The 24,913-nt window shown below is 61.3% G+C and carries 23 protein-coding genes; 4 read left to right on the plus strand and 19 right to left on the minus strand.

Annotated features, from left to right (window positions below; translation table 11 throughout):
• Positions 1-6 precede the first annotated feature (6 nt).
• The 19 genes from M5G18_RS01175 to M5G18_RS01265 all read right to left on the minus strand — a co-directional run bounded on the left by M5G18_RS01175 (position 7) and on the right by M5G18_RS01265 (position 18,792).
• Positions 7-1,062, minus strand: a complete 1,056-nt coding sequence (locus M5G18_RS01175) for a substrate-binding domain-containing protein (protein ID WP_273896868.1) — start codon at positions 1,060-1,062, stop codon at positions 7-9.
• Positions 1,063-1,093: 31 nt separating this feature from the next.
• A complete protein-coding gene (locus tag M5G18_RS01180; protein WP_273896869.1) occupies positions 1,094-2,119 on the minus strand; it encodes an ABC transporter permease in 1,026 nt (341 codons plus the stop codon).
• The gene (locus tag M5G18_RS01185; protein WP_273896870.1) at positions 2,112-3,668 is read right to left on the minus strand and encodes a sugar ABC transporter ATP-binding protein; all 1,557 of its coding nucleotides are present in this window, start codon (positions 3,666-3,668) and stop codon (positions 2,112-2,114) included. Before M5G18_RS01185 ends, M5G18_RS01180 begins: the two co-directional genes overlap by 8 nt.
• Before the next feature lie 8 nt (positions 3,669-3,676).
• A complete protein-coding gene (locus M5G18_RS01190) occupies positions 3,677-4,348 on the minus strand; it encodes a methionine ABC transporter permease (protein ID WP_007955507.1) in 672 nt (223 codons plus the stop codon).
• Positions 4,345-5,145, minus strand: a complete 801-nt coding sequence (locus tag M5G18_RS01195) for a methionine ABC transporter ATP-binding protein (protein WP_273896871.1) — start codon at positions 5,143-5,145, stop codon at positions 4,345-4,347. The genes M5G18_RS01190 and M5G18_RS01195 overlap by 4 nt, the downstream gene beginning before the upstream one ends.
• A complete protein-coding gene (locus tag M5G18_RS01200; protein ID WP_258713595.1) occupies positions 5,142-5,951 on the minus strand; it encodes a MetQ/NlpA family ABC transporter substrate-binding protein in 810 nt (269 codons plus the stop codon). Before M5G18_RS01200 ends, M5G18_RS01195 begins: the two co-directional genes overlap by 4 nt.
• Before the next feature lie 42 nt (positions 5,952-5,993).
• Positions 5,994-7,046, minus strand: a complete 1,053-nt coding sequence (locus tag M5G18_RS01205) for an isopenicillin N synthase family dioxygenase (protein ID WP_273896872.1) — start codon at positions 7,044-7,046, stop codon at positions 5,994-5,996.
• Positions 7,047-7,259: 213 nt separating this feature from the next.
• On the minus strand, positions 7,260-8,174 hold the full coding sequence (gene catA / locus M5G18_RS01210; protein WP_273896873.1) for a catechol 1,2-dioxygenase: 915 nt from the start codon (positions 8,172-8,174) through the stop codon (positions 7,260-7,262).
• Between the two features lie 40 nt (positions 8,175-8,214).
• Complete coding sequence (catC, locus tag M5G18_RS01215) at positions 8,215-8,505, minus strand: muconolactone Delta-isomerase (RefSeq protein ID WP_273896874.1); 291 nt, start codon at positions 8,503-8,505, stop codon at positions 8,215-8,217.
• Between the two features lie 18 nt (positions 8,506-8,523).
• Positions 8,524-9,645, minus strand: coding sequence for a muconate cycloisomerase family protein (locus tag M5G18_RS01220; RefSeq protein ID WP_273896875.1), 1,122 nt, complete (start codon positions 9,643-9,645; stop codon positions 8,524-8,526).
• A 22-nt stretch (positions 9,646-9,667) separates the two neighbouring features.
• On the minus strand, positions 9,668-10,429 hold the full coding sequence (locus tag M5G18_RS01225; protein ID WP_273896876.1) for a 1,6-dihydroxycyclohexa-2,4-diene-1-carboxylate dehydrogenase: 762 nt from the start codon (positions 10,427-10,429) through the stop codon (positions 9,668-9,670).
• A 27-nt stretch (positions 10,430-10,456) separates the two neighbouring features.
• Complete coding sequence (gene benC, locus M5G18_RS01230; protein ID WP_273896877.1) at positions 10,457-11,464, minus strand: benzoate 1,2-dioxygenase electron transfer component BenC; 1,008 nt, start codon at positions 11,462-11,464, stop codon at positions 10,457-10,459.
• A 46-nt stretch (positions 11,465-11,510) separates the two neighbouring features.
• The gene (gene benB, locus M5G18_RS01235; RefSeq protein WP_273896878.1) at positions 11,511-11,999 is read right to left on the minus strand and encodes a benzoate 1,2-dioxygenase small subunit; all 489 of its coding nucleotides are present in this window, start codon (positions 11,997-11,999) and stop codon (positions 11,511-11,513) included.
• Entirely contained in the window at positions 11,999-13,354 is a 1,356-nt protein-coding gene (benA, locus tag M5G18_RS01240) for a benzoate 1,2-dioxygenase large subunit (RefSeq protein ID WP_273896879.1), read from the minus strand. Before benA ends, benB begins: the two co-directional genes overlap by 1 nt.
• Positions 13,355-13,496: 142 nt before the next feature.
• Positions 13,497-14,453, minus strand: coding sequence for an AraC family transcriptional regulator (locus M5G18_RS01245; protein ID WP_273896880.1), 957 nt, complete (start codon positions 14,451-14,453; stop codon positions 13,497-13,499).
• Between the two features lie 206 nt (positions 14,454-14,659).
• Positions 14,660-15,031 (minus strand): fe2+ zn2+ uptake regulation protein, encoded by a 372-nt coding sequence (locus M5G18_RS01250; RefSeq protein ID WP_127797827.1) that lies wholly within the window; start codon positions 15,029-15,031, stop codon positions 14,660-14,662.
• 91 nt (positions 15,032-15,122) lie between these two features.
• Positions 15,123-17,327 carry a TonB-dependent receptor gene (locus M5G18_RS01255; protein WP_273896881.1) on the minus strand — a complete coding sequence of 735 codons (2,205 nt, stop codon included), beginning with the start codon at positions 17,325-17,327 and terminating at the stop codon, positions 15,123-15,125.
• A gap of 160 nt (positions 17,328-17,487) precedes the next feature.
• A complete protein-coding gene (locus tag M5G18_RS01260) occupies positions 17,488-17,889 on the minus strand; it encodes a ParB N-terminal domain-containing protein (RefSeq protein ID WP_127797825.1) in 402 nt (133 codons plus the stop codon).
• A gap of 15 nt (positions 17,890-17,904) precedes the next feature.
• Positions 17,905-18,792 (minus strand): HpcH/HpaI aldolase/citrate lyase family protein, encoded by an 888-nt coding sequence (locus M5G18_RS01265; RefSeq protein ID WP_273896882.1) that lies wholly within the window; start codon positions 18,790-18,792, stop codon positions 17,905-17,907.
• Positions 18,793-19,378: 586 nt separating this feature from the next.
• On the opposite strand from M5G18_RS01265, the gene M5G18_RS01270 reads away from it, so the two are divergent.
• Genes M5G18_RS01270 through M5G18_RS01285 form a run of 4 tightly spaced genes read left to right on the plus strand, consistent with a single transcriptional unit; the run spans position 19,379 to position 24,907 of the window.
• On the plus strand, positions 19,379-20,773 hold the full coding sequence (locus M5G18_RS01270) for a Y4yA family PLP-dependent enzyme (protein WP_273896883.1): 1,395 nt from the start codon (positions 19,379-19,381) through the stop codon (positions 20,771-20,773).
• Between the two features lie 14 nt (positions 20,774-20,787).
• Positions 20,788-21,831: a PLP-dependent cysteine synthase family protein gene (locus M5G18_RS01275; RefSeq protein ID WP_273896884.1), complete on the plus strand. Its 1,044-nt coding sequence runs from the start codon at positions 20,788-20,790 to the stop codon at positions 21,829-21,831.
• Positions 21,832-21,859: 28 nt separating this feature from the next.
• The gene (locus M5G18_RS01280; protein ID WP_273896885.1) at positions 21,860-23,008 is read left to right on the plus strand and encodes an NAD/NADP-dependent octopine/nopaline dehydrogenase family protein; all 1,149 of its coding nucleotides are present in this window, start codon (positions 21,860-21,862) and stop codon (positions 23,006-23,008) included.
• A gap of 45 nt (positions 23,009-23,053) precedes the next feature.
• Positions 23,054-24,907: an IucA/IucC family protein gene (locus tag M5G18_RS01285; RefSeq protein WP_273896886.1), complete on the plus strand. Its 1,854-nt coding sequence runs from the start codon at positions 23,054-23,056 to the stop codon at positions 24,905-24,907.
• Positions 24,908-24,913: the final 6 nt, after the last annotated feature.

Raw genomic sequence — 24,913 nt, forward strand, 5'->3', positions numbered from 1 at the left:
GGTTCCTCAGTTCGCCACGGGAATCCACGGTGCCCGCGCGACATTGGCGGTGTCACCGAAGGCCGGCAGTTTCTGCCCGAGGTCCCGCACGTTTTTTACGTCCAGATCCAGCAGTTGCTGACGGGTGATCAGGGTCGGCGGCACCAGCACTTTGGGCCCCGGATTTTCCCCGGCAATCAGCATCGCCAGACTGCGCACGCTGATCGCCCCGGCCACTTGCGGATTGACCGCAGCGGTGGCGGCCCAGGCGCTGTCCGGCTCTTTCATGATCTGGATGTCGGCGGTAGAAATATCGGCGCTGTAGATCTTCACCTTGCGGCTCAGACCGGCCTCGTCCACGGCGATCTTCGCGCCTTTGGCGAACTCGTCGAACGGCGCGAAGATCACGCTGATCCCCGGATTGGCCCGCAGCACGGCGCTGGCCTGATCGGCCACCGAGTTGGCAATCGGCGGATTGAGCGTGCCGAAACGCGCCTTTTCGATGATCCCCGGATTGCTCGCCTTGACCTGGCTCCAGATCTCGTCACGACGCTCCATCGGCGTGAAGCCGCTGATGTAGACATACCCGGCGTCGAAGCGGGTGCCGTTGTCCTTGACCGCTTGATCGAGTGCCAGCCGCGCCAGTGCGTGGTGATCCTGCTCGACCTGGGTCACCTGCGGCGTGTTCAGATCGACGTCGAACGCCACGACCTTGATGCCCTTGGCCAGCGCCCGATCAATCGGGCCCTTTAGGGTTTCCGCGAGACCCAATTGCACGATGATCCCGTCGACGCCGAGGTCGGCGGCCTGATCGATCATCTCGCCCTGGCTCGCCGCCTGTTGCCGCGCGTCGAACACCCGCAGGTTGGCGCCCAGCGCTTCGGTCTGTTTCTCCACGCCGCGCAGATAGGCTTCAGGGAAATCCCCAGAGAACAGATAGCCGACCAGCGCGATCTGTACCTGCCCTTTATCGAACGGCGCCGGCGCGCCGGGCAAAGCCTTGGCCTGAGCATTGAAGGCCAGCGCCGAGAGCAACGCCCCGGCGAGGCAATGACGTGCGAACTGCTTGATTGAACCGTGCATGGATCTTTCCTTGAAGCATCAATGAAACGGCTCAACGCGCCCGATGCGCGAGGCCGAAGGTGAACATCAGGGCCAGCACCAACACCAGTCCCTTGACGAAATCCTGCGCGTAATACGGCGCGTTGAGCATGGTCAGGCCGTTGAGCAACGAAGCCACCAGCAGCGCGCCGACCAGCGTGCCAAACGCGTTGGGCTTCTTCGCCCCGAGCACCGCAAAACCGATCAATGCAGCGCCCAGCGCATCGAGCACCAGACCGTTACCGGAGCTGACATCGCCGCGCCCCAACCGCGCCGCCAGCAGCAAACCGCCGAGCGATGCGAGCAGCGCCGAGAGCACGTAAGCCAGCAACTTGAAGCGCTGCACCGGCGCACCGGCCAGACGCGCCGCCTGCTCGTTGCCGCCAATCGCATAGAACAACCGGCCGATGCGCGTGCGTTCGAGAAACAGCCACACCGCCACCGCGACCACCGCCGTGATCAACACCGGAACCGGCACGATGTCCCACAGTCGTCCTCGGCCCAGCGCCAGAAACAACGCACTGAACGAACCCTCGGCTTCATCGCCGTTGGGTAAAGTCATCCCCACCGCAATCGAGCGTCCGCCCGTGGGAATCAGTTGCACGCCGATCACCAGGAACATGCTGCCGAGCGTCGCGAGAATGTCCGGCACGCGCATCTTCACGATCAGCCAGCCATTGAGCAGCCCGACCAGCGCGCCGCCCGCCAGACTGATCAGCACCGCCGGCGCTGCGCCCCAACCGAGCACCACCATCACGTAACTGGCGATCATCAGGCTCATGGCCGCCACCGCGCCAATCGACAGATCCAGCCCGCCGACGGCCATGGTCAGCGTCACGCCCAAGGCCAGCAGCGCGACAATCGACACCGACTGCAAGATGCTGAACAGATTGCCGACCCGCAGGAACGCCGGTTCCGCGACACTGAAAAACACCACGATCAACGCCAGCACCCACAGCAGGCCGTAGCGGATCAGCGCTTGCACGAAGCGCTCGGACGGCGCCGGGGCGGATGACAACAGGGAACTCGAATCAGGCACTCGCTCTACTCCTTGGCGCGGCGTGAACATTAGAATTTTGCGGATCGCTGCCGGCCAGCGCCGCGACCAGGGTGGCGCGATCCAGCCCGGCACGCGGGTACTCGGCCACCACCGCGTGATCGCGCACCAGCAGAATCCGGTCGGCGATCTCCAGCGCCTCATCGACGTCCGAGCAGATCACCAGCGTGGCGCGGCCAGCAGCGCTGTCGCGCAGCAGTTGGCCAATCTCGCGCCGGGCACGCACATCGACGCCCTGAAACGGCTCGTCAAGGATCAGCACCCGGCCCTCGCCAAGCAGCCAGCGACCGAGCACGACTTTCTGCTGATTGCCGCCGGACAACGCACTCATCGGCACATCGATGCCGGCGGTCTTGATTCCCAGCGCTGCGACTTGCGCCTCGACCGCTGCTGCTTCGGCACGATTGCGGATGAAACCGCTCCGGGTGAAGCGTTCGAGGAACGGCAAGGTAAGGGTTCGACGCAATGAAAAATCCGGCACCAACGATTGGCTGGCCCGGTCTTCGGCAGCGAAGAACACACCGCTTTGAATTGCCTGGCGTGGCGAGCCCGGCTGCCAGTCGATGCCGTCCAGTTGCAGAGAGCCGGACACCGGTTTGCGCAGCCCGAACAGCACTTCGGCGATTTCGCTTTTGCCGGTGCCGAGCAATCCGGTCAGCACCACCACTTCGTTTTCGTGCAGGTTCAGATCAAAGGCCTGGGTGCGCGGCAGGACTTTCACGCCGCGCAGTTTCAGCACTTCGCGCCCCGCCGCTCGCGGCGTGTAGACGTGAGCTTCCAGCGCCTGACCAAGCATCGCTTCCAACGCCTCGGGCAATTGCCGGGCACTGAACTCACCGGCCAGTTGCCCGTCACGCAGCACCACGGCGCGGTCAGCCACCCGTTGCAGATCGGACAGCCGATGGGAGATATACAGAATCGCCACGCCACGACTGCGCAAGGTGTCGATCAGCCCGAACAGGCGCTGCGCTTCGGCATCCGACAGCGCCGCCGTGGGCTCGTCGAGAATCAGCAGTCGCGGTTGCAGGGCGAAGGCGCGGGCCAGCACCACCAGTTGTCGTTCGGCCTGGCCGAGGTGTTCGATCGGTTGCTCCAGCGGCAGCACCAGACCGAGGCCGGCGGCAATGCTCGCAGCGCGCTCCAGCAGGCGTTTGCGATTGAGCCAGAAGTCGGCGTCGGGGCGGCACAGTTCATCGAGCAGCAGGTTTTCCGCCACGCTCAATCCGGGCGCGATACCTTCGTTGATCTGCTGATGAACCGCGACGATGCCGAAACGACGCGCCGACAGCGGCGAACTGAAATGCCGGGGCTGACCATCGATCCAGATCTCGCCACCGTCGTGGGTCTGGCTGCCGGCGAGGATCTTCACCAGTGTCGATTTGCCCGCACCGTTGGCGCCGAGCAGCGCCACCACTTCAGCGGGAAAAATATCCAGGCTGACCCGGTCCAGTGCCCGGTTCGAGCCAAAGGTCTTGCTCAGTTCACGTACACGAATCAGTGGTTCGGAGACCACGGCGACAGGCGCACCCATAAAATTCCTTAACGTCGATGAGCCAGCGAACGCACCAGTCGATCGCCCAGGCTTTGCACACCCTGGACGAGGATGACCAACACCACGACGGTGGCGACCATCACTTCATTGTTGAACCGTTGATAACCGTAGCGGATCGCCAGATCGCCCAGGCCGCCGCCACCGATGACCCCGGCCATGGAAGAAAAACCGATCAGCATCACCAGCGTCAGGGTGATGCCCGCCAGCAAGGCCGGCAGCGCTTCGGGCAACAGCACTTTGAAAATCACGTGGCGGATGTCACCGCCCATGGCCAGGATCGCTTCGATCCGGCCCTTTTCGACTTCGTCGAGGGCGTTCTCGACGATCCGCGCAAAAAACGGAAAGGCGCCGATGGTGATCGGCACCACGGCGGCGGTGCTGCCCAGGGTTGTGCCGACCACCAGCCGGGTCAGCGGGATCAGGGCAATCAGCATTACCACGAATGGCAGCGAACGCCCCAGATTGATGATCGCGCCCAAGGCCTGATTGAGCCTCGGCAGCGGGTACAGCCCCTGACGGCGACTGATGAACAGCAACACCCCCAGCGGCAAACCGATCAGCAAGGTGAACAGTCCGGCGAGCAACACCATGTACAGGGTTTCGCCGGTAGCGTTGAGCACCAGTTGCAGGATTTCATTCCAGTCGATCACGCGGTTCATGAGTGGGCCGCCCGTACGCCGTATTGCCGCAGAAAACTCAAACCGGGCGCGTCGTGCCCCAGCGGCAAGCCGCAACTGGGTCGCAGTGAAGCGCCGAGGGAGGACTGCGGATCGGCCAGCAATCGGGCCACCGGCCCCGCCTCCACCAGTTTTCCGTTGGCCATGGACGCGGCGTGATCGCAGATCGACTTGACCACGTCCAGTTCGTGGGTGATCAGCACGATGGTCAAACCGAGCTGCCGGTTGATGTCGCGCAACAGCTCCAGAATCGACGCGGTGGTTTCCGGGTCCAGGGCGCTGGTGGCTTCGTCCGACAGCAGATACGCCGGCCGTGCCGCCAAGGCCCGGGCGATCCCGACCCGCTGCTTCTGCCCACCGGACAGTTGCGATGGAAAGGCTTCGGCCTTGTCGCCCAGACCCACCAGATCCAGCAGTTCCCGAACCCGTTCGTGGCGCTGTGGTTTGGCGACTTTGGCGATTTCCAGCGGCACCGCAACGTTGTCGAACACGTTGCGCGAATGCAGCAGGTTGAAGCCCTGAAAGATCATGCCGATGCGCTGACGCTGGCGACGCAGTTCGCTATCGGACAGCACCGTGAGGTCTTCGCCGTCCAGCAGAATCCGCCCGGCATCCGGGCGTTCGAGCAGATTGAGGCAACGCAGCAGCGTCGATTTACCCGCACCGCTGCGCCCGAGAATCCCGTAGATCGCGCCATCGGGAATGCTCAACGACACCTGATCCAGCGCCGGGGTCGACGCTGACGGATAGGTCTTGCTCAACTGCTCGACGACGATCATGGCTTGACGTCCGCCACCGGAATCACCGAGCCCTTGAAGTTCTCGGCGATGTATTTGGCGACTTGCGGCGAGGTCAGGTCCTTGGCCAATTGCTGAATGCGCGGATCGTTTTCCAGTTTCGGCGTGGTCACCAGAATGTTGGCGTAAGGGTTGTGTTCGGCCTTCTCTAGCCCCAGCGCATCCTTGGCCGGCACCAGCCCGGCTTCCAGCGCGTAGTTGCCGTTGATCACTGCCAGATCCACGTCGTCCAGCGCGCGGGGCAGTTGCGGCGATTCGATTTCGAGGATCTTCAGGTGTTTCGGGTTTTCGGCGATGTCCTTCGGTGTCGCCTGATCGGCCGCCGGATCATTGAAGCCGGGCTTGAGCTTGATCAGGCCGTTGTCCTGCAACAGGTACAGCGCGCGGCTCAGGTTGGTGACGTTGTTCGGCACGGCGACCGTGCCTTTGTCCGGCACCTGGGCGAAGGTTTTGTGGCGATGGGAATAGATGCCCAGCGGTTCGATGTGCACCGTGGCGGCCACCGCGAGTTTTTCGCCGAGGGCCTTTTCCTGGGATTGCAGGTACGGCAGATGCTGGAAGTAGTTGGCGTCCACATCGCCGTGCACCAGCAGCTCGTTGGAGTTCACGCCCTGCGGGATTTCGATCACCTTGAGGTTGAGCTGCGGATCGAGTTTCTGGATGTACGCCAGAATTTGCGCGTGGGGCACCGGGTCGGCGGCAACGCGCAATGGCTCCAGCGCTTGAGCGCCAAACGAAGTCACCAGCGCGCCGAGGACGGCCAGGGTCAGGCCTGCTTTTTTCAACACTGCTTTTTTCAACATGGGAAAAATCCTTTTGCGAGTGATGGATCAGGCGTTGGCGGTCTTGCGAAGCGGTGTCCGGGTATTCGACGCATCGGCGTAGAAGCGCTGCGCGACATCGGGATGGGAGCGCAGTCGGCCCTTGAGGTAATTCCAGCCGACATCACGGAACAACGGGTTGAGCGGATCACTGGCCGGGCCGCGAGCCTCACGCAGCAACGCCGTCGGCAAGGGATAAAGCGGCACCACCGCATCCAGCTGCGCGCCGAGGAAAAACGCGATGGACAAGCGCTCGCTTCCCACCGGTGGAGAGACCACCCGATGCACCGTGGCACGCAGGTAACCGTTGGTGGCCAGCTCCAGCAGCTCGCCGATATTCACCACCAGGGTGTTGTCCCGAGGTAGCGCATCGATCCAGCGCCCCTCTTCGATTTCCACTTGCAGGCCGGCCTGCCGGTCTTGCAGCAGGAAGCTGAGAAAACCCGAATCCTTGTGCGCGCCGACGCCCTGATTGCTCGCCGTCGAGGCTTGCCCCGGATAGCGCATCAGCTTGATGTGTTCGTTGGGTTTGTCGCCGTACAACCGGTCGAAAGCGTCTTCCGGCAGCGACAGTGACTGGGCGAATGCGCGCAGCAGGCGCAGCGACATTTGGGTCATCGCCTGCTGCCAGTCGAGCAGCAGCGGCTTGAGTTGCGGCAACGCTTTGGGCCATTGATTCGGCCCTTGCAGCCGCGCCCACAACGGACTGTCGGCGTTCAACGGCAAGACGTCGCGCTCGGCGCCAAGATCGAACTGTTCACGTTGATCGGGCTGGCCTCGAGTGATCTCGGAAGCGGCGCGGTTATAACCGCGAAAGTGCGGCGAATTGATCATGCCGACGGCGGTTTTCTCGCTGTCGGGCAAGGCGAAGAACTGGCGGGCATAGTCCTGCACTTGCTTGAGCAGGCTGGCGTCGATGCCATGGCCGGTCAGGTAGAAAAACCCGACATCGCGGGCGGCATGGCGCAAGTCATCGAGAAAGGCCTGGCGTTGCGACGGCGTACCGTCGAGCAGGGACAGGTCGAGGATGGGCAATGCGGTGATGTCTGAGGTGTGCGGCATGATTCACTCCCGTGTGAATCAAACCTGAAGAGTCCGTGATCGATTCAGCGTGTGCCGTCATGGCAATCGGGAGGTCTATCGGTTTGATGCTTTTGATTCGTCTATGAAACAAAACTAAACGATATTAAAAACACCGAACAAATATCTTTTTTGCATTAGCTTAGTTCCAACATTTTCCGGAAGAGAGGGAGCCATGGGCTCCCTCTCTTGCCTTCAGGCGTCCTGTAATGCCCTCGGGCGCTGGCTGCGTTGCTCGGCGATCGCATCCGGCGCCTGCCGCAACTGGAAGTCGAACTTCAATTCGGCACGACGTCCCGCTGCATCCTCCAGAAACTCGACCTCGCCGACCAACCCTTCACGCGTCGCATACGCAAAGTCATCCCACAGATACTTGTCCCCCGACAGATTGATCTGAGTCGTCAGGTGCCGATGCCCCGGTGCGCAAATGAAGAAGTGAATATGAGCCGGGCGCTGGCCGTGGCGGCCGAGCAGGTCGAGGCATTCCTGGGTCGGGCCTTGCGGATCGCAGCCGTAACCGGACGGCACGATGCTGCGGGCGCGGTAGCGGCCTTCGGCGTCGGTGATGATCCGCCGGCGCAGGTTGTATTCGGACTGGCTCTGGTCGAAGAACGAATAGGTGCCCTTGGTGTTGGCGTGCCACAGGTCGACCGTGGCGCCGGCGAGCGGCTGGCCCTGCGGATCGAACACCTGGCCTTCGAGGAACATCACGGTGGCGACGCCCTCCTCGCTGCCGTCGTCCATCCGGCATTCACCTTCGTACAGCGGCGCGCCGGCCACGTATAACGGGCCTTCGATGGTGCGCGGCGTGCCGCCGGTCAAGCCGATCTGCGCATCCTTGGCGTCCTGCAGCAGGTCGAGGAAATGTTCGAGGCCGAGGCCGGCCACCAGCAGCCCGGCTTCCGAGCGGCCGCCCAAGCGGTTGAGGTAATCGACGGCTTTCCAGAATTCGTCTTCGCTGATCTCAAGGTCTTCGATGATCCGGGCGGTGTCCTGCAACACCCGCAGAACGATGTTTTTCAGGCGCGAACTGCCGCCATCGTTGGCAAAACCGGCGGCTTCTTCGAAGAACTTTTGCAGTTCGGCAGTGTGGGCAATCTTCACGGTCATGGTGTTCACCTCATCTTGTTGTTGTGGGGTCGAGCCCGGCTCAGCGGTCGTCGGTGTGGATCGACGAGGGATGGCGGCAGAGGCCGTCGATCTCGATTTCCATGTAGGGAAACAGCGGTAACAGCATCAGGGTGTCGTGCAGCGCTTCGACGCTGGGCACGTCGAACACGCTGTAATTGGCGTAGTGCCCGGCGATGCGCCAGAGGTGGCGCCACTGGCCTTCGCGTTGCAGGCGCTGGGCGAGTTCCTTTTCGTCGGCCTTGAGCTTTGTGGCAACGGCCGGGTCCATGTCGGCGGGCAATATCACGGTCATTTTTACGTGGAACAGCATGGCGTTCTCCTTGGGGAATCAGTGCCGGCGAAAACGCGCCAGACGCTCTTCATCCAGCGTCAGGCCCAGGCCCGGGGTGCGTGGAATGTGCAGGTGAAAATCGCGGTACTGCGGGCGCTCGGTGACGATGTCTTCGGTCAGCAACAGCGGGCCGAACAGCTCGGTGTCCCAGGTCAATTGCCTGAGCGTGAGAAACGCATGGGCCGAGGCCAGGGTGCCGACGGAACCTTCGAGCATGGTGCCGCCGTACAAAGCGATGCCGGCGGCTTCGGCGATTTGTGCGGTGCGCAACACGGCGCGCGGGCCGCCGTTCTTGGCGATCTTCAGGGCGAAGACGCTGGCGGCGCCGTCGGCGGCGAGGCTGAACGCGTCCTCGACGCTTTCAATGGATTCGTCAGCCATGATCGGCGCCAGGCTGCGCAGATTGAGGCGAATCTGTCCGGAGCGGTTGACCCGCGAGATCGGCTGCTCGATCAGGTCGATGCCGTTGTCGCCGAGCACCTGACAGCCGTGAATCGCCTGGGATTCGTCCCAGTACTGGTTGACGTCGACCCGCACACTGGCGCGCTCGCCCAGGGCTTTCTTGATCGCCACCACGTGTTTCAGATCCTGCTGCAGCGGGTTGGCGCCGATCTTCAATTTGAAGATCCGGTGCCGCCGCGCTTCCAGCATTTGCTCGGCCTCGGCGATGTCGCGGGCGGTGTCACCGCTGGCCAGGGTCCAGGCCACTTCGAGGCTGTCGCGGACCCGACCGCCGAGCAGTTCGCTCACCGGCAGGCCGAGGCGTTTGCCCTGGGCGTCGAGCAATGCGCTCTCGATGCCGGACTTGGCGAAGGTGTTGCCCTTGGCGATCTTGTCGAGCTTGTGCATCGCGGCGTTGATGTTGTCCGCGTCCATGCCGATCAGCGCCGGCGCCAGGTGCGCGTCGATGTTGGCCTTGATGCTTTCCGGGCTTTCGTAGCCGTAGGCCAGGCCGCCGATGGTGGTGGCTTCGCCGATGCCTTCGATACCGTCGCTGCAACGCAGGCGCAGGATCACCAGCGTCTGGTTCTGCATCGTGTGCATCGCCAGTTTGTGCGGGCGGATGGTCGGCAGGTCGACGATGATCGCCGACAGGTTTTCAATCAGGATCCGGTTCATTTCAGTGTCCATTCAAACGTGATCAACCGAGGTCACCGCCACCGACCGGCAGGGTCACGCCGGTGATGTAGGAGGCGTCGTCCGAGGCGAGAAACAGGATCGCGCCGACCTGTTCGTCAAGGGTTCCGTAGCGTTTCATCAGGCTGCTATCGAGGGTTTGCGCGACGATTTCCTGATACCAGGCCTGCTCCTGCGCGGACTGTTCGGCGGTGTTGCGCGGGATGCGCCGGGGCGGCGCTTCGGTGCCGCCGGGCGCGGTGGCGTTGACCCGGATCCCGCGCTCGGCATTTTCGAAGGCCAGGCAGGCGGTCAGCGCGTTGATGCCGCCCTTGGCCGCGCCGTAGGGAACGCGGTTCAGGCTGCGGGTCGCAATCGACGACACATTGACGATCGCGCCGCGCCCCTGCTTGAGCATGTACGGCAAGGCGGCGTGGCAGCACCACAGCGTCGGGAACAGCGAACGGCGCACTTCGGCCTCGATCTGCTCGACGTCGTAGTGCTCGAACGGCTTGGCCCAGATAGTGCCGCCGACATTGTTGACCAGCACATCCAGACGCCCGAACGCATCGACGGCGGCGTTCATCACCCGGGCGCAATCGGCGTATTGCTCAAGGTCAGCGGTCAGCGACAGCACGCCCTCGCCTTGCAGTTCGTGAACCAGTTCGGAGCGGTCGACGGCAATGACCTGCGCGCCCTCCTCCAGCAAGCGCTCGCACACCCGGCGACCGATGCCCTGCGCCGCACCGGTGACCAGCGCGACCTTGTTGGCGAATCTGTTGTTCATGACAACCTCGCAATTCAGAAAGAAGACTCAGGCCGCCGCGAACTTCTCGTAGTAGAAGTTCGCCGGCGTGATGCCCTGCTCGCGGATGTACTGGCTGACCGCCTCGACCATCGGCGGTGGGCCGCACAGGTACACGTCGACATCGCCTTCGTTGAGGTGGCGCGGTTCGATGTGCTGGGTGACGTAGCCCTTGAGCGGGTGCTGGCTCTGCGGATTGGCCACGCAGGCACCGAAGCTGAAATTCGGAATGCGCGCGGCGAAGGCTTCGAGGCGGTCGAGTTCCACCAGATCGAAATCGTTGGTCACGCCGTAGATCAGGTGCACCGGATGTTCGCTGCCCTGCTCGGCGATTTTCTCCAGCATCGCGGTGAATGGCGCCAGCCCGGTGCCGCCGGCTAACAAAAGCAGCGGCCGCTTGATCTCGCGCAGGTAAAAACTGCCCAGCGGCCCGGCGAGATTCAGGCTGTCGCCGGCCTTGGCCAACCCGGTGAGGAAGCTGCTCATCAGGCCGCCGGGGACATTGCGGATCAGGAAATTGACCTCGCCGTTCTTCTGCAACGAGCTGAAGGAATAAGCGCGGGATTGCTCGCTGCCCGGTACTTGCAGGTTGACGTATTGCCCCGGCAGGAACGCCAGTTTGCTCAGGGATTCACCCTTGAGCGACAGCGCGATGGTGCTTTCGGAGAGCTGACGAACATCGCTGATCGACGCCTGATAACTCGCCTGTTCGGTCTTGCACACTTGCGAGTCGACCGGCACCCGCACCACGCAATCGCTTTCGGCGCGCATCTGGCAGGTCAGGACGTAACCCTGGGCCAGTTCGTCGTCACTCAAGGCGTCTTCGATGAAGTTGTCGCCCATGTCGTAACGCCCGGCCTCGGCGAAACATTTGCAGGTGCCGCAGGCGCCGTCGCGGCAGTCCAGCGGAATGTTGATGCCTTGGCGATACGCCGCGTCGGCAACGGTTTCGTGGCCGGAGGCCTCGATGAAACGGGTCACCCCGTCTTCGAAATTCAGTGCGATCTGGAAACTCATGGTGCACCTCGCTCACAGCGTCGAGCCCGGCTCGCCGCCGTCTCGATCAGATGTGGTAGATGTCGATGACCTGACGGACGTAATCGTTCTTCAGCACGACTTTCTTGGCCTTGATCAACGGCTGGTCGCCGCGCAGGTCGAGGGTGTAGAAGCTGGTGCCGAAATAACTGTCGGTGACCTGATAGCGAAAGCTCAGGGTGTGCCAGTTGAAACGCACCCGGCATTGCCCTTCGCCCTGCTCGACAATCTCGATGTTGCTGAGGTTGTGCGAGGTGCGGGTGTCGGGAATGGTTGCGCTGGAGCGCTCGGTCTTGATCCGGAACACCCGGTCTTCGAGGCCGCCACGGTTGCCGTACCAGATCAGCGAGATTTCGCTTTGCGGGTCCTCGGTCAGGGTGTCGTGGTCGTCCCAGGCCGGCATCCAGAAACTGGCGTCGGCGGCGTAGAGTTCCAGCCACTGATCCCACTGGCCGTCGTCGAGGAAGCGCGCTTCGCGGTAGAGGAAATCGCGCACGGTGTCGTAGAGGTTGCTCATCACACAGCCTCCACGGGGATCAGGCTTTTATCGCTGGCGGCGGCCTTGAGCATGGTTTCCTGCCAGTACTTGTGTTGCAGCACGAACAGGCCTTCGTCTTCGGTACGCATGCCGGACAACAAAGGTTTGAGGTCGATTTCCTCGGCCGCCGCGTCCGCGCCTTCGACCCAATGGGTCGCGCCACGGGACATATCGTTCCAGCCTCGCCCGGCGCCGTAACCGGTCTGGCACGAGCGGAATTCTTCGAGATCATCCGGCGTTGCCATGCCGCTGACGTTGAAGAAGTCTTCGTACTGGCGAATGCGTTTGGCTCGTGCCTCCGCGCTTTCGCCTTTGGGGGCGATGCAATAGATGGTGATCTCGGTCTTGTCGACGGAGATCGGCCGGGCGACGCGGATCTGCGAGCTGAACTGATCCATCAGGTACACGTTGGGGTAAAGGCACAGGTTGCGCGAGTTCTCGATCATCCAGTCGGCGCGGGCCTGGCCGAAGTCCCGGGCCAGTTCATCACGGCGCTCGTAGGCCGGACGATCCTCGGGATTGGCCCAGCGGGTCCAGAGCAGTAGATGGCCGTGGTCGAACGAGTAGAAACCGCCGCCCTTCTTCGCCCAGCTGCCGGCGCTCATGGTCTTGATTTCTTCGCCGGCATCGCGCTGCTGACGCTGGTTCTGGGTGGCGGCGTAGTTCCAGTGCACGGAGCTGACGTGATAGCCGTCGGCGCCGTTTTCAGCGGTGAGTTTCCAGTTGCCTTCATAGATGTAGGAGCTGGAACCGCGCAGCACTTCCAGGCCTTCGGGTGACTGATCGACGATCATGTCGATGATCTTGGCCGACTCGCCCAGGTGCTCGGCAAGCGACTTCACATCGGCGTTCAGGCTGCCGAACAGAAAGCCGCGATAGGACTCGAAACGCGCGACTTTGGTCAGGTCGTGGGAGCCTTCGCAGTTGAAGCCTTCGGGGTAGCCGGCTTCGCTCGGGTCCTTGACTTTGAGCAGTTTGCCGCTGTTGTTGAACGTCCAGCCGTGGAACGGGCAGGTATAGCTGGAACGGTTGCCGGACTTGTGCCGGCAAAGCATGGCGCCGCGATGGCTGCACGCATTGAGAAAGGCATTGAGTTCACCGGCCTTGTTGCGGGCGATGAACACGGGTTGGCGACCCATGGTGGTGGTCAGAAAATCGTTGGCGTTGGGGATCTGGCTTTCGTGGGCGAGGTAGATCCAGTTGCCTTCAAAGATGTGCGCCATCTCAAGTTCGAACAGCCGCGGATCGGTGAACATCTCCCGCTTGCAGCGGTAGGCCCCCTTTTCGGGGTCCTCTTCAAGCATGGCATTGAGGTAGTCGATTCCCAGGGACATGGCCGGGGCCTCCATTGTTATTGTTCAGGCCAGGTCAGATTAGGGAGGCAACGCGGGCGGCAATATCCGAATCCTGCAGAGCGCTATCCGTTTTGTGCAGGACGGCGCGACAGGTGCTTCAGATTGTTTCGGGGGCGGGAATTCAGTGGCGGCGCTTGAAGGTCACGGACGGCAATTCGCCGAACTGCTGGCGGTAGCTTTCGGAGAAACGCCCGAGGTGCAGGAAACCGTAGTCGAGCGCCAGTTCGGTGAGGTTGCGCACCGGGCAGCTCGGGTCGTTGAGGCAGGCATAAATGCGTTCCAGCTTGCGCTGGCGGATGTATTGCATCGGGGTCACGCCGAGCTGGCGTTCGAACAGCGCGTACAGGGAACGCGGGCTCATGTTCGCCTGGGCCGCCAGGTGTTCGGCGGGCAGATCCAGCTTCAGGTTGCGCTCTATATAGTCGAGGATCCGCTCGAAACTGACGCTCGGCGAACTCAGGCATTCACGGCTGACGTTGGTGTTCATCAGCGAGATCAGTTTGCTGCCGACGATCTGCGCGTAATGCTCCTGCACCCGCAGCAACGGATCGCTGGCTTCGGCTTCCTGGCAGATCATGCCCAGCAGGTGGGTAAACCCTTCCAGCTCGTCGAGCCGGTAATGATTGCGCAGAAAACGTATGCCCCCGGCAGGATGCAGCCAGCGCTGCTCGTCGCACACCGACTCCAGCACGCTGACCGGTACTTTGAGGATGAATTTCTCGCAATCGTCGGAATAGGTCAGGTCGACCGGATCGTCCGGGTTGATCAACAGCAATTCGCCGGGCACCAGATGATGCTCGCGCTTGTGCCCGCGCCACAGGCAGTTGCCTTGCAGCAGCACTTGCAGGTGATACACGGTTTCCAGCGCCAGCGAAGTCACGCGAACGCTGCCGCCATAGCTGATGCGGCACAGATCCAGATCAGCGAGTTTGCGATGGTTGAGACTGGCTTGCGGGTGGGTGGTTTTGGACAGGCCGATGAAATGCTGGCCGACGTGCTGGTTCACATAGTCGGAGACGGCATACGGGTCAGCGTGGCGAAACACGCTGCTGCGGTCGCTCAGCAGGCGGCTGTCCATGGGCAAGGCACTCGATCTTGTCGTTATGGTGATGGTCACGGTTTACGCCATCACCGGTCACAGTACGCCGGCGTGCCGGATCGGGCAATTGGACGAAGGTTTGGCTGTCCGCTGATCGAACGCTTTCAGCGAATCGGGATTGACGGCCCCAACGAAAAAACCACCTGCGAACAGGTGGTTTTGATCAGAACGGCAAACGCGATCAGTCAGCGATCGGCATGCTGCTCCAGCATCGCATAGGCCTCGCCGGTGAAACGGTAGCTTTTGTCGGGCTGAAACACGATGACGCCCTCCTCGCACAAACGCTTGAGCACTTCCCTGACACTGATGAACTGGATGCCGCTGACAAATGCCTGCAGATACCCATGCACCCCGCGCCCGCCAACGGCGCGCCCTTCCCGAGCGGCAACCAGCAAGGCATCGATCACCTTGATCCGGATGAGGCTGGTGCGCAGCCCGTAATAATGCAGCAGCTCACGGATATGCTCATTGGTGCTGCGCTCGAAATCGAAGGCCCGCTGGCCTTTCGGGATCGGCAATGGCGTACCAGAGGAAGTCGATGCCGGGCTGGTTAACATTCGAATACTCCTTTTTCTGTGCTCAACCGCTGTGCGTAGCTATATAGAAGAAGGCGCACTCGACTGTCCTGCCATCAAGTGCGCCCCCCGATCAGAAGTCGATGGTCGCCGACAACTGCAACGTGCGTGGATAGCCCGGGGAGAACGCGCCGTAGGACGCCACACCCGACCAATACTCCCGATCAAACACGTTCTGCACCGTGGCGCGGAATGTCGTCGGCCGACCTTCGATCTTGGTGGCGTAGCGAGCGCCGGCGTCGACGCGGGTCCAGGAAGGCAGCTCCTGAGTGTTGGCCTGATTGACGTATTGGCTGTCGGTGTAGATCGCGCCGCCGGTCAGGGTGAAACCTTCGACCCACGGTGTATCCCACTCGGCCCAGAGGTTAGCCTGGACATCCGGCACGCCGACCGGTTTGTTGCCACGGTTGGCGGCGGTGGCCGAATCCGTCAGTTCGCCATCGAGCACGGTCACGCCGCCCATCAGACGAGTACCCGGCGCGACTTCACCGAACATGCTCAACTCGACACCACGGTTGCGCTGTTCGGCTTGCACCGAGAACACGTTGCCGGCGCCGATTTCGCCGCTCGGCTTCTCGATCTGGAACAGCGCCAGAGTCGTCATGAACGTGCCGTGTTCGTACTTCACGCCGATTTCGTGCTGCTTGGACTTGTAGGGTGCGAAGGTTTCGCCGGAGTTGGCCGCCGTGCCCGGAGCGATGTCACCCTTGCTCAGGCCTTCGACGTAGTTGTAGTACAGCGAAACGTCGTCCCACGGTTTGACCACCACGCCCGCCAGCGGTGTGGTCGCGTTGTCGTCGTAACGGGAGCTGACCGCACCCGAGGCACTGTAGTTACGCGATTCGATGTCCTGACGGCGCACGCCGAGGGTCAACTGAATCCGGTCATCGAGGAAGCCCAGTGTGTCAGTCAACGCGATGCCGGACAGCTCCGATTCGGAAATGCGCAGCACTTTCGGCGAGTTGATGTACTGCTTGGGCACGTCCACCGGGTGGTAGATGTTCGAGCGGATTTCAGTGCCGTTGTTGATGCCCCGGGACAACTCGTCCTGGTAACGGGTCGCCATGACCGTGGTCGTGTGGGTGACCGGACCGGTGGCGAACAGCGCTCGCATCCCCACGTCCGCCGTCGAGCGGTCGACGTTGAATTTGTAGTAACCGGGGATGTTGCTGGTGTCGCCGGCGTCATTGAGGATTCGCGGCACCTGGTCGGACATGCGCTTGACGTCCGAGCGACCGCCGCCGGCGTGAGCGAACACCGTCAGGTTATCGTTGAGGTCATACTCGCCGCCGAGCAAGGCCGACTGTTCCTTGGTGTCCGACCAGCCCCAGTCCTGCGGCAGGTTGGTACGGCCGTTCGGCGCCGATGGAACCTCGACGCCCGGCGCGATGGTGAACGGGCGCGAGGCCGCATCGAAGCTCTCTTTCTGGCTGATGAAATCCAGGTTCAGACGCAAGCGTTCGCCCTGGTAGTCGAGGGCGATGGCACCGATGTTGAGGTCCCTTTGCTGATCATCCACCGCGGTGTCGCCGCCCTGAAGGCTGCCGTTGAAACGCACGCCAAACTGGTTTTCGTCACCGAAACGCCGACTGATGTCCAGATGCCCGCCCACTTGCGAGTCCGAAGCGTAACTGCCGGTGAAGCGGGTCAGGTCTTCGGCCAGCGGGCGCTTGGGCACGATGTTGATCACGCCGCCGACGCCGCTGTTGGGCGAAATCCCGTACATCAGCGCGCCCGGCCCTTTGAGCACTTCGACGCGCTCGGCGTACTCGGTGAACACCCGATAGTTGGGCGCGACACCGTACACACCGTCATAGGCCAGCTCGCCGAGGTTGCCCTCGCCTATTGCAAATCCACGGATGAAAAACGAATCGACGATCCCGCCGGTCTGCCCGGTGGAGCGCACCGATGGGTCGCGTTCCAGTGCATCGGCCACAGTGACGGTTTGCAAATCGGCGAGAGTCTTGGCGGTGTAGCTGGTCACGCTGAATGGAGTGTCCATCACGTCCTTGTTGCCCATCATCCCGAGCCGCGCACCACGGGCGACCTGGCCTCCGGCGAGGACTTCCGGCAATGCGGTCGCGCCGTTGTAACGGGCGTTGACGTTGGTGGTGTCCAGCGTCAGCCCTTCGGTGGCGACGGCGTCCTGTTGCTCGGGTTGCTTGGGGTCTGCTGCCCAGGCAGTGGCGCTTCCTGCGGCCAGAATGGAACTCAGCATCGCGGTGCGAATGGCCAGTGTGAGTGCGCGTTCACTGCAGGGTCGGCTTGCAACAGACATGACGATTGGGTCCTTCTCGAGTGGCTGAAAATGGTAATGACTCCTATTTGCCAGTCGACAATCGAAAAAGTATCAGCGTGGCCGGATATTTTTTTGGGCGGATCGCCGGGAAGGGAAAACGCCGGAGGATGGGTTGGTCAAACCCACCCTCCTGCGCCGGTCAGTCATACAGGCATTGCAACGGGATGGAGACCACCGGCAGCGCGGGGTCGAACGCGTGCCGGGTGGTCTTGTACGGGAACAGCTCGCCGCGCTCGATGGTGGTGAAAATCTGCGCCACTTCGAACGCTTGCCCGGTTTGCCAGTGCCGCACACAAACCCGTGGGTCGGCGTAGTCGAGCTGGATGCACGGCACGCGTTTCAACCCGAGTGCCCGCGCCGCGTTGAACCGGTGATTGCCGTCCATCACGATGCCTCGGGAACGCTCGACGATGATCGGTTCGAGCCAGTGTCCGGCCTGGATGATCGCCTCGCGCAGGCGCTGCACGTTGAGCGGATCGACCTGCTCGGATTGCCGCACGTCGCACAGCGCACGCAGGGCAATCTGGTAACCATGTCCCATGATTCACCCCCGGTTTCAGCAGGCATCCGCGTTGGCGACCAGCGCGTACTGACTGGCCATGTCGCGCAGACGCTGGGCCTGTTCGATGAGCGGCAGATCGACCATTTCGCCGTCGACTTGCACCGCGTGACTGCCCCCCGCCACCGCGTTCAGGACCCGGTCCGCCCACGCCAGTTGGCGGGCGTTGGGCAGGAAGGCTTTCTGCACCGTGGCGATTTGCGAAGGATGGATACACAGCTTGGCGCCGAACCCCAGCGACCGGGCATAACGCGAGTCGCGCTCGACCACCGCCATGTCGCTGATGGCCGGGGTCACCCCATCGATCGGCGCCGGCAGACCGGCCACCCGCGAAGCCAGCACGATGCGATTGCGGGCGAACAGAAACGCCTCGGGAATCTGGCTGCAATCGATGTCCAGGGAGAAATCCAGCGAGCCGAATGCCAGCCGCGCCAACCCGGGAATCGCCGCAATCGCCTCGACCTGATGCAAGCCTTTGGCGGTTTCGATGATGGCGACGATTTGCAGCTCGGGGTTCCATTCCAGCAGGCGCTCGACCACGCGCGACAGGCTCTCCGGGCATTCGGCCTTGGGCAGGAAAATCCCCGCGCAGCGCTCGGGGTAGCGCATGTCGCCCAGCCACGTCATGTCCTGGCGAAACAGCGAACTGCCGACGCTGTTCAGCCGGATGTAACGCTGGCAGGCGGTTTCGGGTGTGCTCTGCTGCCAGGCCCAGATCGATGCCCGGGCCACGGCTTTGCTGTTCGGATGAACGGCGTCTTCGAGGTCGAGAATGATCGCGTCCGGCCCGGCTTCGACCGCTTTGCAAAAGCGCTCCGGCCGGTTGCCGGGAACGAACAGGTAGCTGATGGGAAGCGTGGCGTTGGTGCTGTGACGAACAGTCATCGGGACTCTCCTGAGCGTGCTTCAGTCGTGGGTTTTCAAAAAAATTCGAACACCTGTTACAGGGGAAAAAACGGGTTGATTCCTGGCGTATTGAATCAACCGTCAACACCTTGAATAACAAGGCGTTAAGGGATTTTTTAATCAATACGCGAGCGCTTACTTGAGCAGACGAACAAACGGCTTCGCACTCCCCTGTTGCGTGTGTTCATTCAAAAATATTTGAAAACCTTACTTGATAATCGTTCCTGTTCGCAATATTGTTCGAGCCGCTGACAGGGTCGAGACTCAAATCAAGACCTGCGATTTGTTCAAGGAAAGTTCGGCGCAATGATGTCATTTACATGTCAGGTAATGGCACTTAAAAATGGAAAAGGCCATCTTTTATTGGCCTTCTCCTTGCCTGCCTGAACCTTAAGGAGTGGGGTTCTCATGAAACAGATTTGTAAAAATTTTATGAAAGAACATGCCCCTTGTTTAATTCCAGAGCGGATCTGTCATCCGCCTCCACCTCTTTAAACACTCGTATCTGACGAGCAGCAAGAACACGTAACACACATATGGCGATTATTTACGCCAGAGGTTTTCTATGCCTGAATTAATTGCGCCGCCCGTTAAAGAAACAACTGAAGTTCATTACCCAAAAGTGCTGAAACCGTTACTTGACCCTATTATCGAAAACTTTCTTCAATATTCACCGGGAAAACTTGTTGAGCTTGTTAAACAACACGGATCTCCGCTGAATCTGGTGTGGCCACATGCCTTTGAGGCCAACGCCCAGGCGCTGCAATCGGTGCTGAAAAAGCATGACGTTGACTACGCGATTTTCTACGGCGCCAAAGCCAACAAGTCCCAGTGCCTGCTTGCGGCGGCTGCGTCTTCGGGCATCGGCACTGACGTGTCGAGCCTGTTTGAACTGCAAGCTGCGCTGCGCGCCGGGACCACAGCGCAACATTTGTGCGCAACCGGGCCGGCCAAAACCACCGCATTTCATCAAGCGCTGGTGCAAGGCGGTTCGCTGATTTGTGTGGATTCACGGGAAGAGTTCAGCCAGCTAAAAGCGTTGTTCGACACTACGCCGACAACGGCCAAAGCCCGAGTCCTGCTGCGTTACAGGCCGACAAGTTGCCCGGCGAGCCGTTTCGGCATGGGCGCCGATGACATGTTTCAGTGCCTGCAATGGCTGACGGAGTCTCGTGAGTCGTTGCACTTCGAGGGGTTCCATTTCCACCTCGGCGGCTACGGCTACGAAACCCGGGTGCAGGCCTTCCGCGAAGTGACCGGTTTTTTCGATGCAGCCAGGGAAATGGGTCTCGACCCGGTCATGATCGACATTGGGGGTGGCCTGCCGATGCGCTATGTCGACCCGCAGGAGTACGACAGTTTTTTGCAGAACGACAACAACCCTGGTCATTATCAGAATCGTCGAGTACCCAACTCTTTTTATCCTTATGGCAGCAGTCTGACGGCATGTCAGTGGCTGGATTTATTTCTGGAGTCGGAGCATTCCCCGGGAAAAACCATTGCCGGTTACTTGAAGAGCCAGCATATAAAACTGGCACTGGAGCCCGGTCGAAGTCTGGTGGATCAAGCAGCCATTACCGTCTTTCGCGTGACCCGCACCAAACAACTGGCCGACAACAAATTTGTGATATTTGCCGAAGGCAGCAGTTTCAGCGCGTGCGAAACCTGGTTCTCGTCTGAATACCTTGTCGATCCAGTCCTGATCACTTCGAAAGATTCAAGACAAGTTCCGATGCAAGCCTATATCGCCGGCCATAGTTGCCTGGACGATGACGTCATCACTCATCGACTGATCAACTTCGAAACAACACCGCAAACCGGCGACTTATTGATCTACGCCAACACCGCCGGCTATCAGATGGACTTGCTGGAAAACGAATTTCATCGCCACCCGTTGCCACGGCGACTGACGGCGACTTGTTGTACGGAAGGTAACTACGCATTCACACCTGACTATTAAGGGAAGACGTCCAGATGATACTGAATAAAGTTTCGGATCTTATTGGCAATACACCAATGTTGGGCATCGATGTTCCGGATACCAACGCCCGACTCTTGCTCAAGATAGAGAAGAACAATCCCGGCGGCAGCATTAAAGACCGTATGGCGCGAAACATGGTATTGGCGGCGCTCAAGTCCGGAAAGTTGAAACCCGGTGGCGTGGTCGTGGAATCGTCCTCCGGCAATACCGGCATCGGCCTGGCGATGGCAGCCGTGGAGTTCGACCTGCATTTTATTGCCGTGGTCGATCACCATGCGGCGCAAGACAAGATTGCGGTGATGAAGGCACTGGGCGCCGAGATCCGCTTTGTCGCCGGCACTTACCGGGAAGACGAAGTGGCCGTGGTCGAGCGACAACGACTGGCCGCCGAACTGGCCTCGCAGATCCCCGGCGCGGTGTTCATGAACCAGTCCGACAACGCCGCCAACGCCGGCGGCTACAGCGACTTCGTTCGTGAAACCATCGCCCAGGCCGGTGGCCACATCGGCGCTTATGTCGGCTGCGTCGGCACCGGCGGTTCGATGACCGGCATCGCCCGCGGTCTGAAACTGCACAACCCGGACATCGTCACCGTCGCCGTCGAACCGGCCGGTTCCATTGTCTTCGGCCATCCCGGCTATCCGTACTACCAGTCGGGAACCGGCACCCCGGCCGGCGACACCGTCGGCCTGGTCCTCGACTACAGCTGCATCGACCTGGGCTTGCAAGTCACCGATTCCCAAGCCTTCGAAACCGCCCGCTACATCGCACGCAACCTGGCGCTGCTGGTCGGCGGCTCGACCGGCGGTGCGATCTTCAAGGCGCTGGAGCTGATCCACAAAGGCACGCTGGCCGGCAACGTTGTGGTGCCGATTGCCGACGGCGGCGAGAAGTACCTGCACACCGTGTTCGACGACAAATGGCTGGAAGAACGGGATCTGCTGGACCCGGGCGTTGCCCCGCAACTGGATCGCTGGCTGGGCAAGACCCGCTGGCTGGAATCCGACGCCACTCCCCTGCAATTGAGCGTCGCCTGACGCGTCTCCCACACAGGAAAGTCTCTGTATGAAACCGCTGAAAGTCGCCATCTGCGGCGCAGGCCGGACCGGGCATCTGAATGCCATCCTGTTTAAACAGCTGCCCAATGTTCAGGTTTCGATGCTCACCAACAACCAAGAGGTGGTCGATCGGCACCTTGCCAACCTGCCGATGCAGGCGCTGATGCCGGACGGCTCGACGCTGAGCGCACGACCGGATCAGGTCAGCACTGATGCGAGCGTCGTGGTTGCTGAAGCCGACATCGTGATCATCACAGTGCCGGCCCATGCCCGACCGCAAACCCTGCAAGCCATCGCGCCGCATTTGAGTTCGAGCAAACCGGTGTACGTCGGCGCGATTCCGGGTTTCTGCGGCTTCGACTGGCTGGCGGAGGCTTCGCTGGGCGAACGCTCGAACGTGGTGATCTGGGGCATGAAGGATGTGCCGCACACCGCGTTCGATCTGAAGCCGGGCGTGTCGGTCAAAATGGGCGGCGGCAAGAGCCAGTTGTATGTCGCGTTGCACGACCGGGAATCAGCGCAATCACGGCAACACCTGGAACAAATCCTCACCACGCTGTACGGCCCCTGCGTGACGATGCTCGACCACTACCTGGAAATCACTCTGACACCGGGCAACCCGATCATGCACAGCTCGGTGATCTACGGCTTGATCGGCCCTTATGGTCAGTGGCACCGCAAGATCTTCCCGCAGCGCATGTGCTGGTGGACCGAATGCCCCGAGCTGGGTGCTTATTTCCTTGAGCGCATGGATCAGGAAAGCCAGGAACTGTGCAGCGTGATCAGCCAGCGCATGGGCATCGACCTGTCGTCAGTCAAATCCCTCAAGCAGGAAATCGTCGAAGCCTACGGCGAGCAGATCCGCGATCAGAGCAGCATGCTGTCGATCCTGCGCACCAACCAGGCCTACAACGACATCCTCGCCCCGATGATTCCGGCCGACGACAACCGCGCCGGCTACGTGATCGAGCGCGAAAGCCGCGCATTCAACGAAGACGTTGCCTACGGCCTGGTGCTGCTGGTGGAAATGGCGCGGCGCTTCGAACTGAAAGTCCCCTACATCGAAGAAGTCCTGCAATGGAGCGTTTCCTATATGCAGGGCCTGCGTGACTCGGCGCTCGACTACTTCCCCCGCCATTGGCCGCGCACGGCGTGAGCGGGTTCAACTTTTCATTAATTTCTCGACGAGCAGATAGCTGATATGGATGACTTCAAGACACTCATCGCCTACTCCCGCAAGAACGCCCTGCGACGGATGATCCGTTGCCTGTTTGCCGAAAACATTCTGGATCGCTCGGGGCTGCGCTTCTCCGCCGCCGGCAACGAGGCCACGTACGCGCTGAAGGACGGCCGTTCCCAGGTGTTCTTTTCCAACATCGCCAAGGGCCCGGCGGACACCGTGGTCAATGACGGCGACGTGATTCTGATGACCGATGAAGGCGTACGTCAGGTGATCTACACCCATCAGGATTTGTTGGATGTGCTGCGCGACAGCTTCGATTTCGAACCGACCGATGAAGGCATCGCCGGGCTCAAGTCGGACATGGAAAACAGCCTGATGAACGACGCCCATGCCCGTCAGCATCGCCAGCAATGGAACGCTCGACTGGCCGCCGCCGCCCGGGAACAGGGCCTCGACAGCCTGACCGATTACCTGCGCCAGCACGCCAGCACCAAGGACGCCGCGATCCTCCTCGACCAGTGGGGCTCGCTGGAAGGTCACCCGTATTATCCGACCTGGAAAGCCCGACCGGGCCTGAGCGACGAAGAAGTCGAGCAACTGTCGCCGGAGTTCAACGCCCAGGTGCCACTGCGCATTGCCGCGCTGCGGGCCGACATGGCGAAAAGCGAAAGCATGCCCCACGTCACCGATTACCGCAGCTGGTTTGCCGGCAACTTCCCGACGCAATGGGAGCAATGGAAAGCGTCGCTGAACGACAAGGGTCTCGACGAATCCCAGTGGTTGCCGCTGCCGATTCACGCGTGGCATTTGCAGGCCTACGTCCTGAAAAACTTCGCGGCGGAAATCGCTGAAGGCATCCTCATTACCGACGGCCCGGACATCCAGACCCTGCCGACCATGTCGTACCGCACGATGATGCCGGTGCTCAAGGAGAGCGCGCCGCTGATCAAGTTACCGATTGCCGTGTGGATGACCAGCGAACTGCGCAGCCTGCAAGCCAAGTCGATTCATATGGGGCCGCGCATCAGCACCGTCATCAGCAAAATCCTCGAGGTCGAAAACGGTTTCGGGCAGCGCCTGGAAATCTTCCCGGAAGAGATCGGTGTCCGCTACAAGAACGCGATCACTCAGGACGACCACCCTGGCCGGCACCTATCTGTGGTGTTCCGCGCTAGCGAGCAAGCGTTCGAGCGCACCGACGAGTGCCTGCCGATCACCGTGGCGTCTCTGTTCACCCGCTTGCCGGGCAGTGGCCGACCGCTGTTCACCGAGTTGATCGAGCGCGACGGCGTTCGGGCGAATGCCACGCAGGTCGAAGACTGGTTCCGTCAGTACGCCAAAGTGGTCACCCACCCGGTGGTGGCGATCTACCTGATGTACGGCATCGGGCTGGAAGCGCACCAGCAGAACACGATGGTGCTGTTTTCCCCGGATGGCAAAGCACGTAGTCTGCTGATCCGCGATTTCGGCGACGGCAGGACCTACGCTCCATTGCTGGAAGGACGCGGCTACACCCTGCAACCGCACGTGCAGCCGGGCATTCTGCCAACGGTGTTCGAGGGCGATATCGAGCCGGTGCGCATGTTTGTGCTCGACGCAGCGTTCCTCACGCACCTGCATGAAATGGCCCTGTGGCTGACCAAGGAGTACGCGCTGGACAACAACCGGATGTGGGACATTCTGCGTGAAGAAACCGAGCAGGCGTTCGCGGCGGTGCGCGAGCGTGTCGCGCCGGATCTGTGGGAAGTCGAACGCAAGGCCTTCCTCAATGATCCGTGGCCGACCCGTTCGTTGCTGCGCATGCACATGATGCAGTACTCCAACTACCGGATTCAGCACACGCTGACCAACCCGCTCAATGTCGTTCAATAACCGAGG

Origin of the sequence: Pseudomonas aphyarum, from assembly GCF_028657055.1 — a bacterium.
In the GTDB taxonomy this organism is placed as follows: domain Bacteria; phylum Pseudomonadota; class Gammaproteobacteria; order Pseudomonadales; family Pseudomonadaceae; genus Aquipseudomonas; species Aquipseudomonas aphyarum.

Coding starts and splice junctions, on each gene's coding strand:
- M5G18_RS01220 (WP_273896875.1), bottom strand. CDS start 9,645: ATGAACCGGATCCTGATTGAAAACCTGTCGGCGATCATCGTCGACCTG.
- M5G18_RS01285 (WP_273896886.1), top strand. CDS start 23,054: ATGGATGACTTCAAGACACTCATCGCCTACTCCCGCAAGAACGCCCTG.
- M5G18_RS01255 (WP_273896881.1), bottom strand. CDS start 17,327: ATGTCTGTTGCAAGCCGACCCTGCAGTGAACGCGCACTCACACTGGCC.
- catA (WP_273896873.1), bottom strand. CDS start 8,174: ATGACCGTGAAGATTGCCCACACTGCCGAACTGCAAAAGTTCTTCGAA.
- benA (WP_273896879.1), bottom strand. CDS start 13,354: ATGTCCCTGGGAATCGACTACCTCAATGCCATGCTTGAAGAGGACCCC.
- M5G18_RS01280 (WP_273896885.1), top strand. CDS start 21,860: ATGAAACCGCTGAAAGTCGCCATCTGCGGCGCAGGCCGGACCGGGCAT.
- benB (WP_273896878.1), bottom strand. CDS start 11,999: ATGAGCAACCTCTACGACACCGTGCGCGATTTCCTCTACCGCGAAGCG.
- M5G18_RS01245 (WP_273896880.1), bottom strand. CDS start 14,453: ATGGACAGCCGCCTGCTGAGCGACCGCAGCAGCGTGTTTCGCCACGCT.
- M5G18_RS01270 (WP_273896883.1), top strand. CDS start 19,379: ATGCCTGAATTAATTGCGCCGCCCGTTAAAGAAACAACTGAAGTTCAT.
- M5G18_RS01195 (WP_273896871.1), bottom strand. CDS start 5,145: ATGATCGTCGTCGAGCAGTTGAGCAAGACCTATCCGTCAGCGTCGACC.
- M5G18_RS01265 (WP_273896882.1), bottom strand. CDS start 18,792: ATGACTGTTCGTCACAGCACCAACGCCACGCTTCCCATCAGCTACCTG.
- M5G18_RS01205 (WP_273896872.1), bottom strand. CDS start 7,046: ATGCCGCACACCTCAGACATCACCGCATTGCCCATCCTCGACCTGTCC.
- M5G18_RS01190 (WP_007955507.1), bottom strand. CDS start 4,348: ATGAACCGCGTGATCGACTGGAATGAAATCCTGCAACTGGTGCTCAAC.
- M5G18_RS01185 (WP_273896870.1), bottom strand. CDS start 3,668: ATGGGTGCGCCTGTCGCCGTGGTCTCCGAACCACTGATTCGTGTACGT.
- benC (WP_273896877.1), bottom strand. CDS start 11,464: ATGAGTTTCCAGATCGCACTGAATTTCGAAGACGGGGTGACCCGTTTC.
- catC (WP_273896874.1), bottom strand. CDS start 8,505: ATGCTGTTCCACGTAAAAATGACCGTGATATTGCCCGCCGACATGGAC.
- M5G18_RS01175 (WP_273896868.1), bottom strand. CDS start 1,062: ATGCACGGTTCAATCAAGCAGTTCGCACGTCATTGCCTCGCCGGGGCG.
- M5G18_RS01250 (WP_127797827.1), bottom strand. CDS start 15,031: ATGTTAACCAGCCCGGCATCGACTTCCTCTGGTACGCCATTGCCGATC.
- M5G18_RS01260 (WP_127797825.1), bottom strand. CDS start 17,889: ATGGGACATGGTTACCAGATTGCCCTGCGTGCGCTGTGCGACGTGCGG.
- M5G18_RS01225 (WP_273896876.1), bottom strand. CDS start 10,429: ATGAACAACAGATTCGCCAACAAGGTCGCGCTGGTCACCGGTGCGGCG.
- M5G18_RS01275 (WP_273896884.1), top strand. CDS start 20,788: ATGATACTGAATAAAGTTTCGGATCTTATTGGCAATACACCAATGTTG.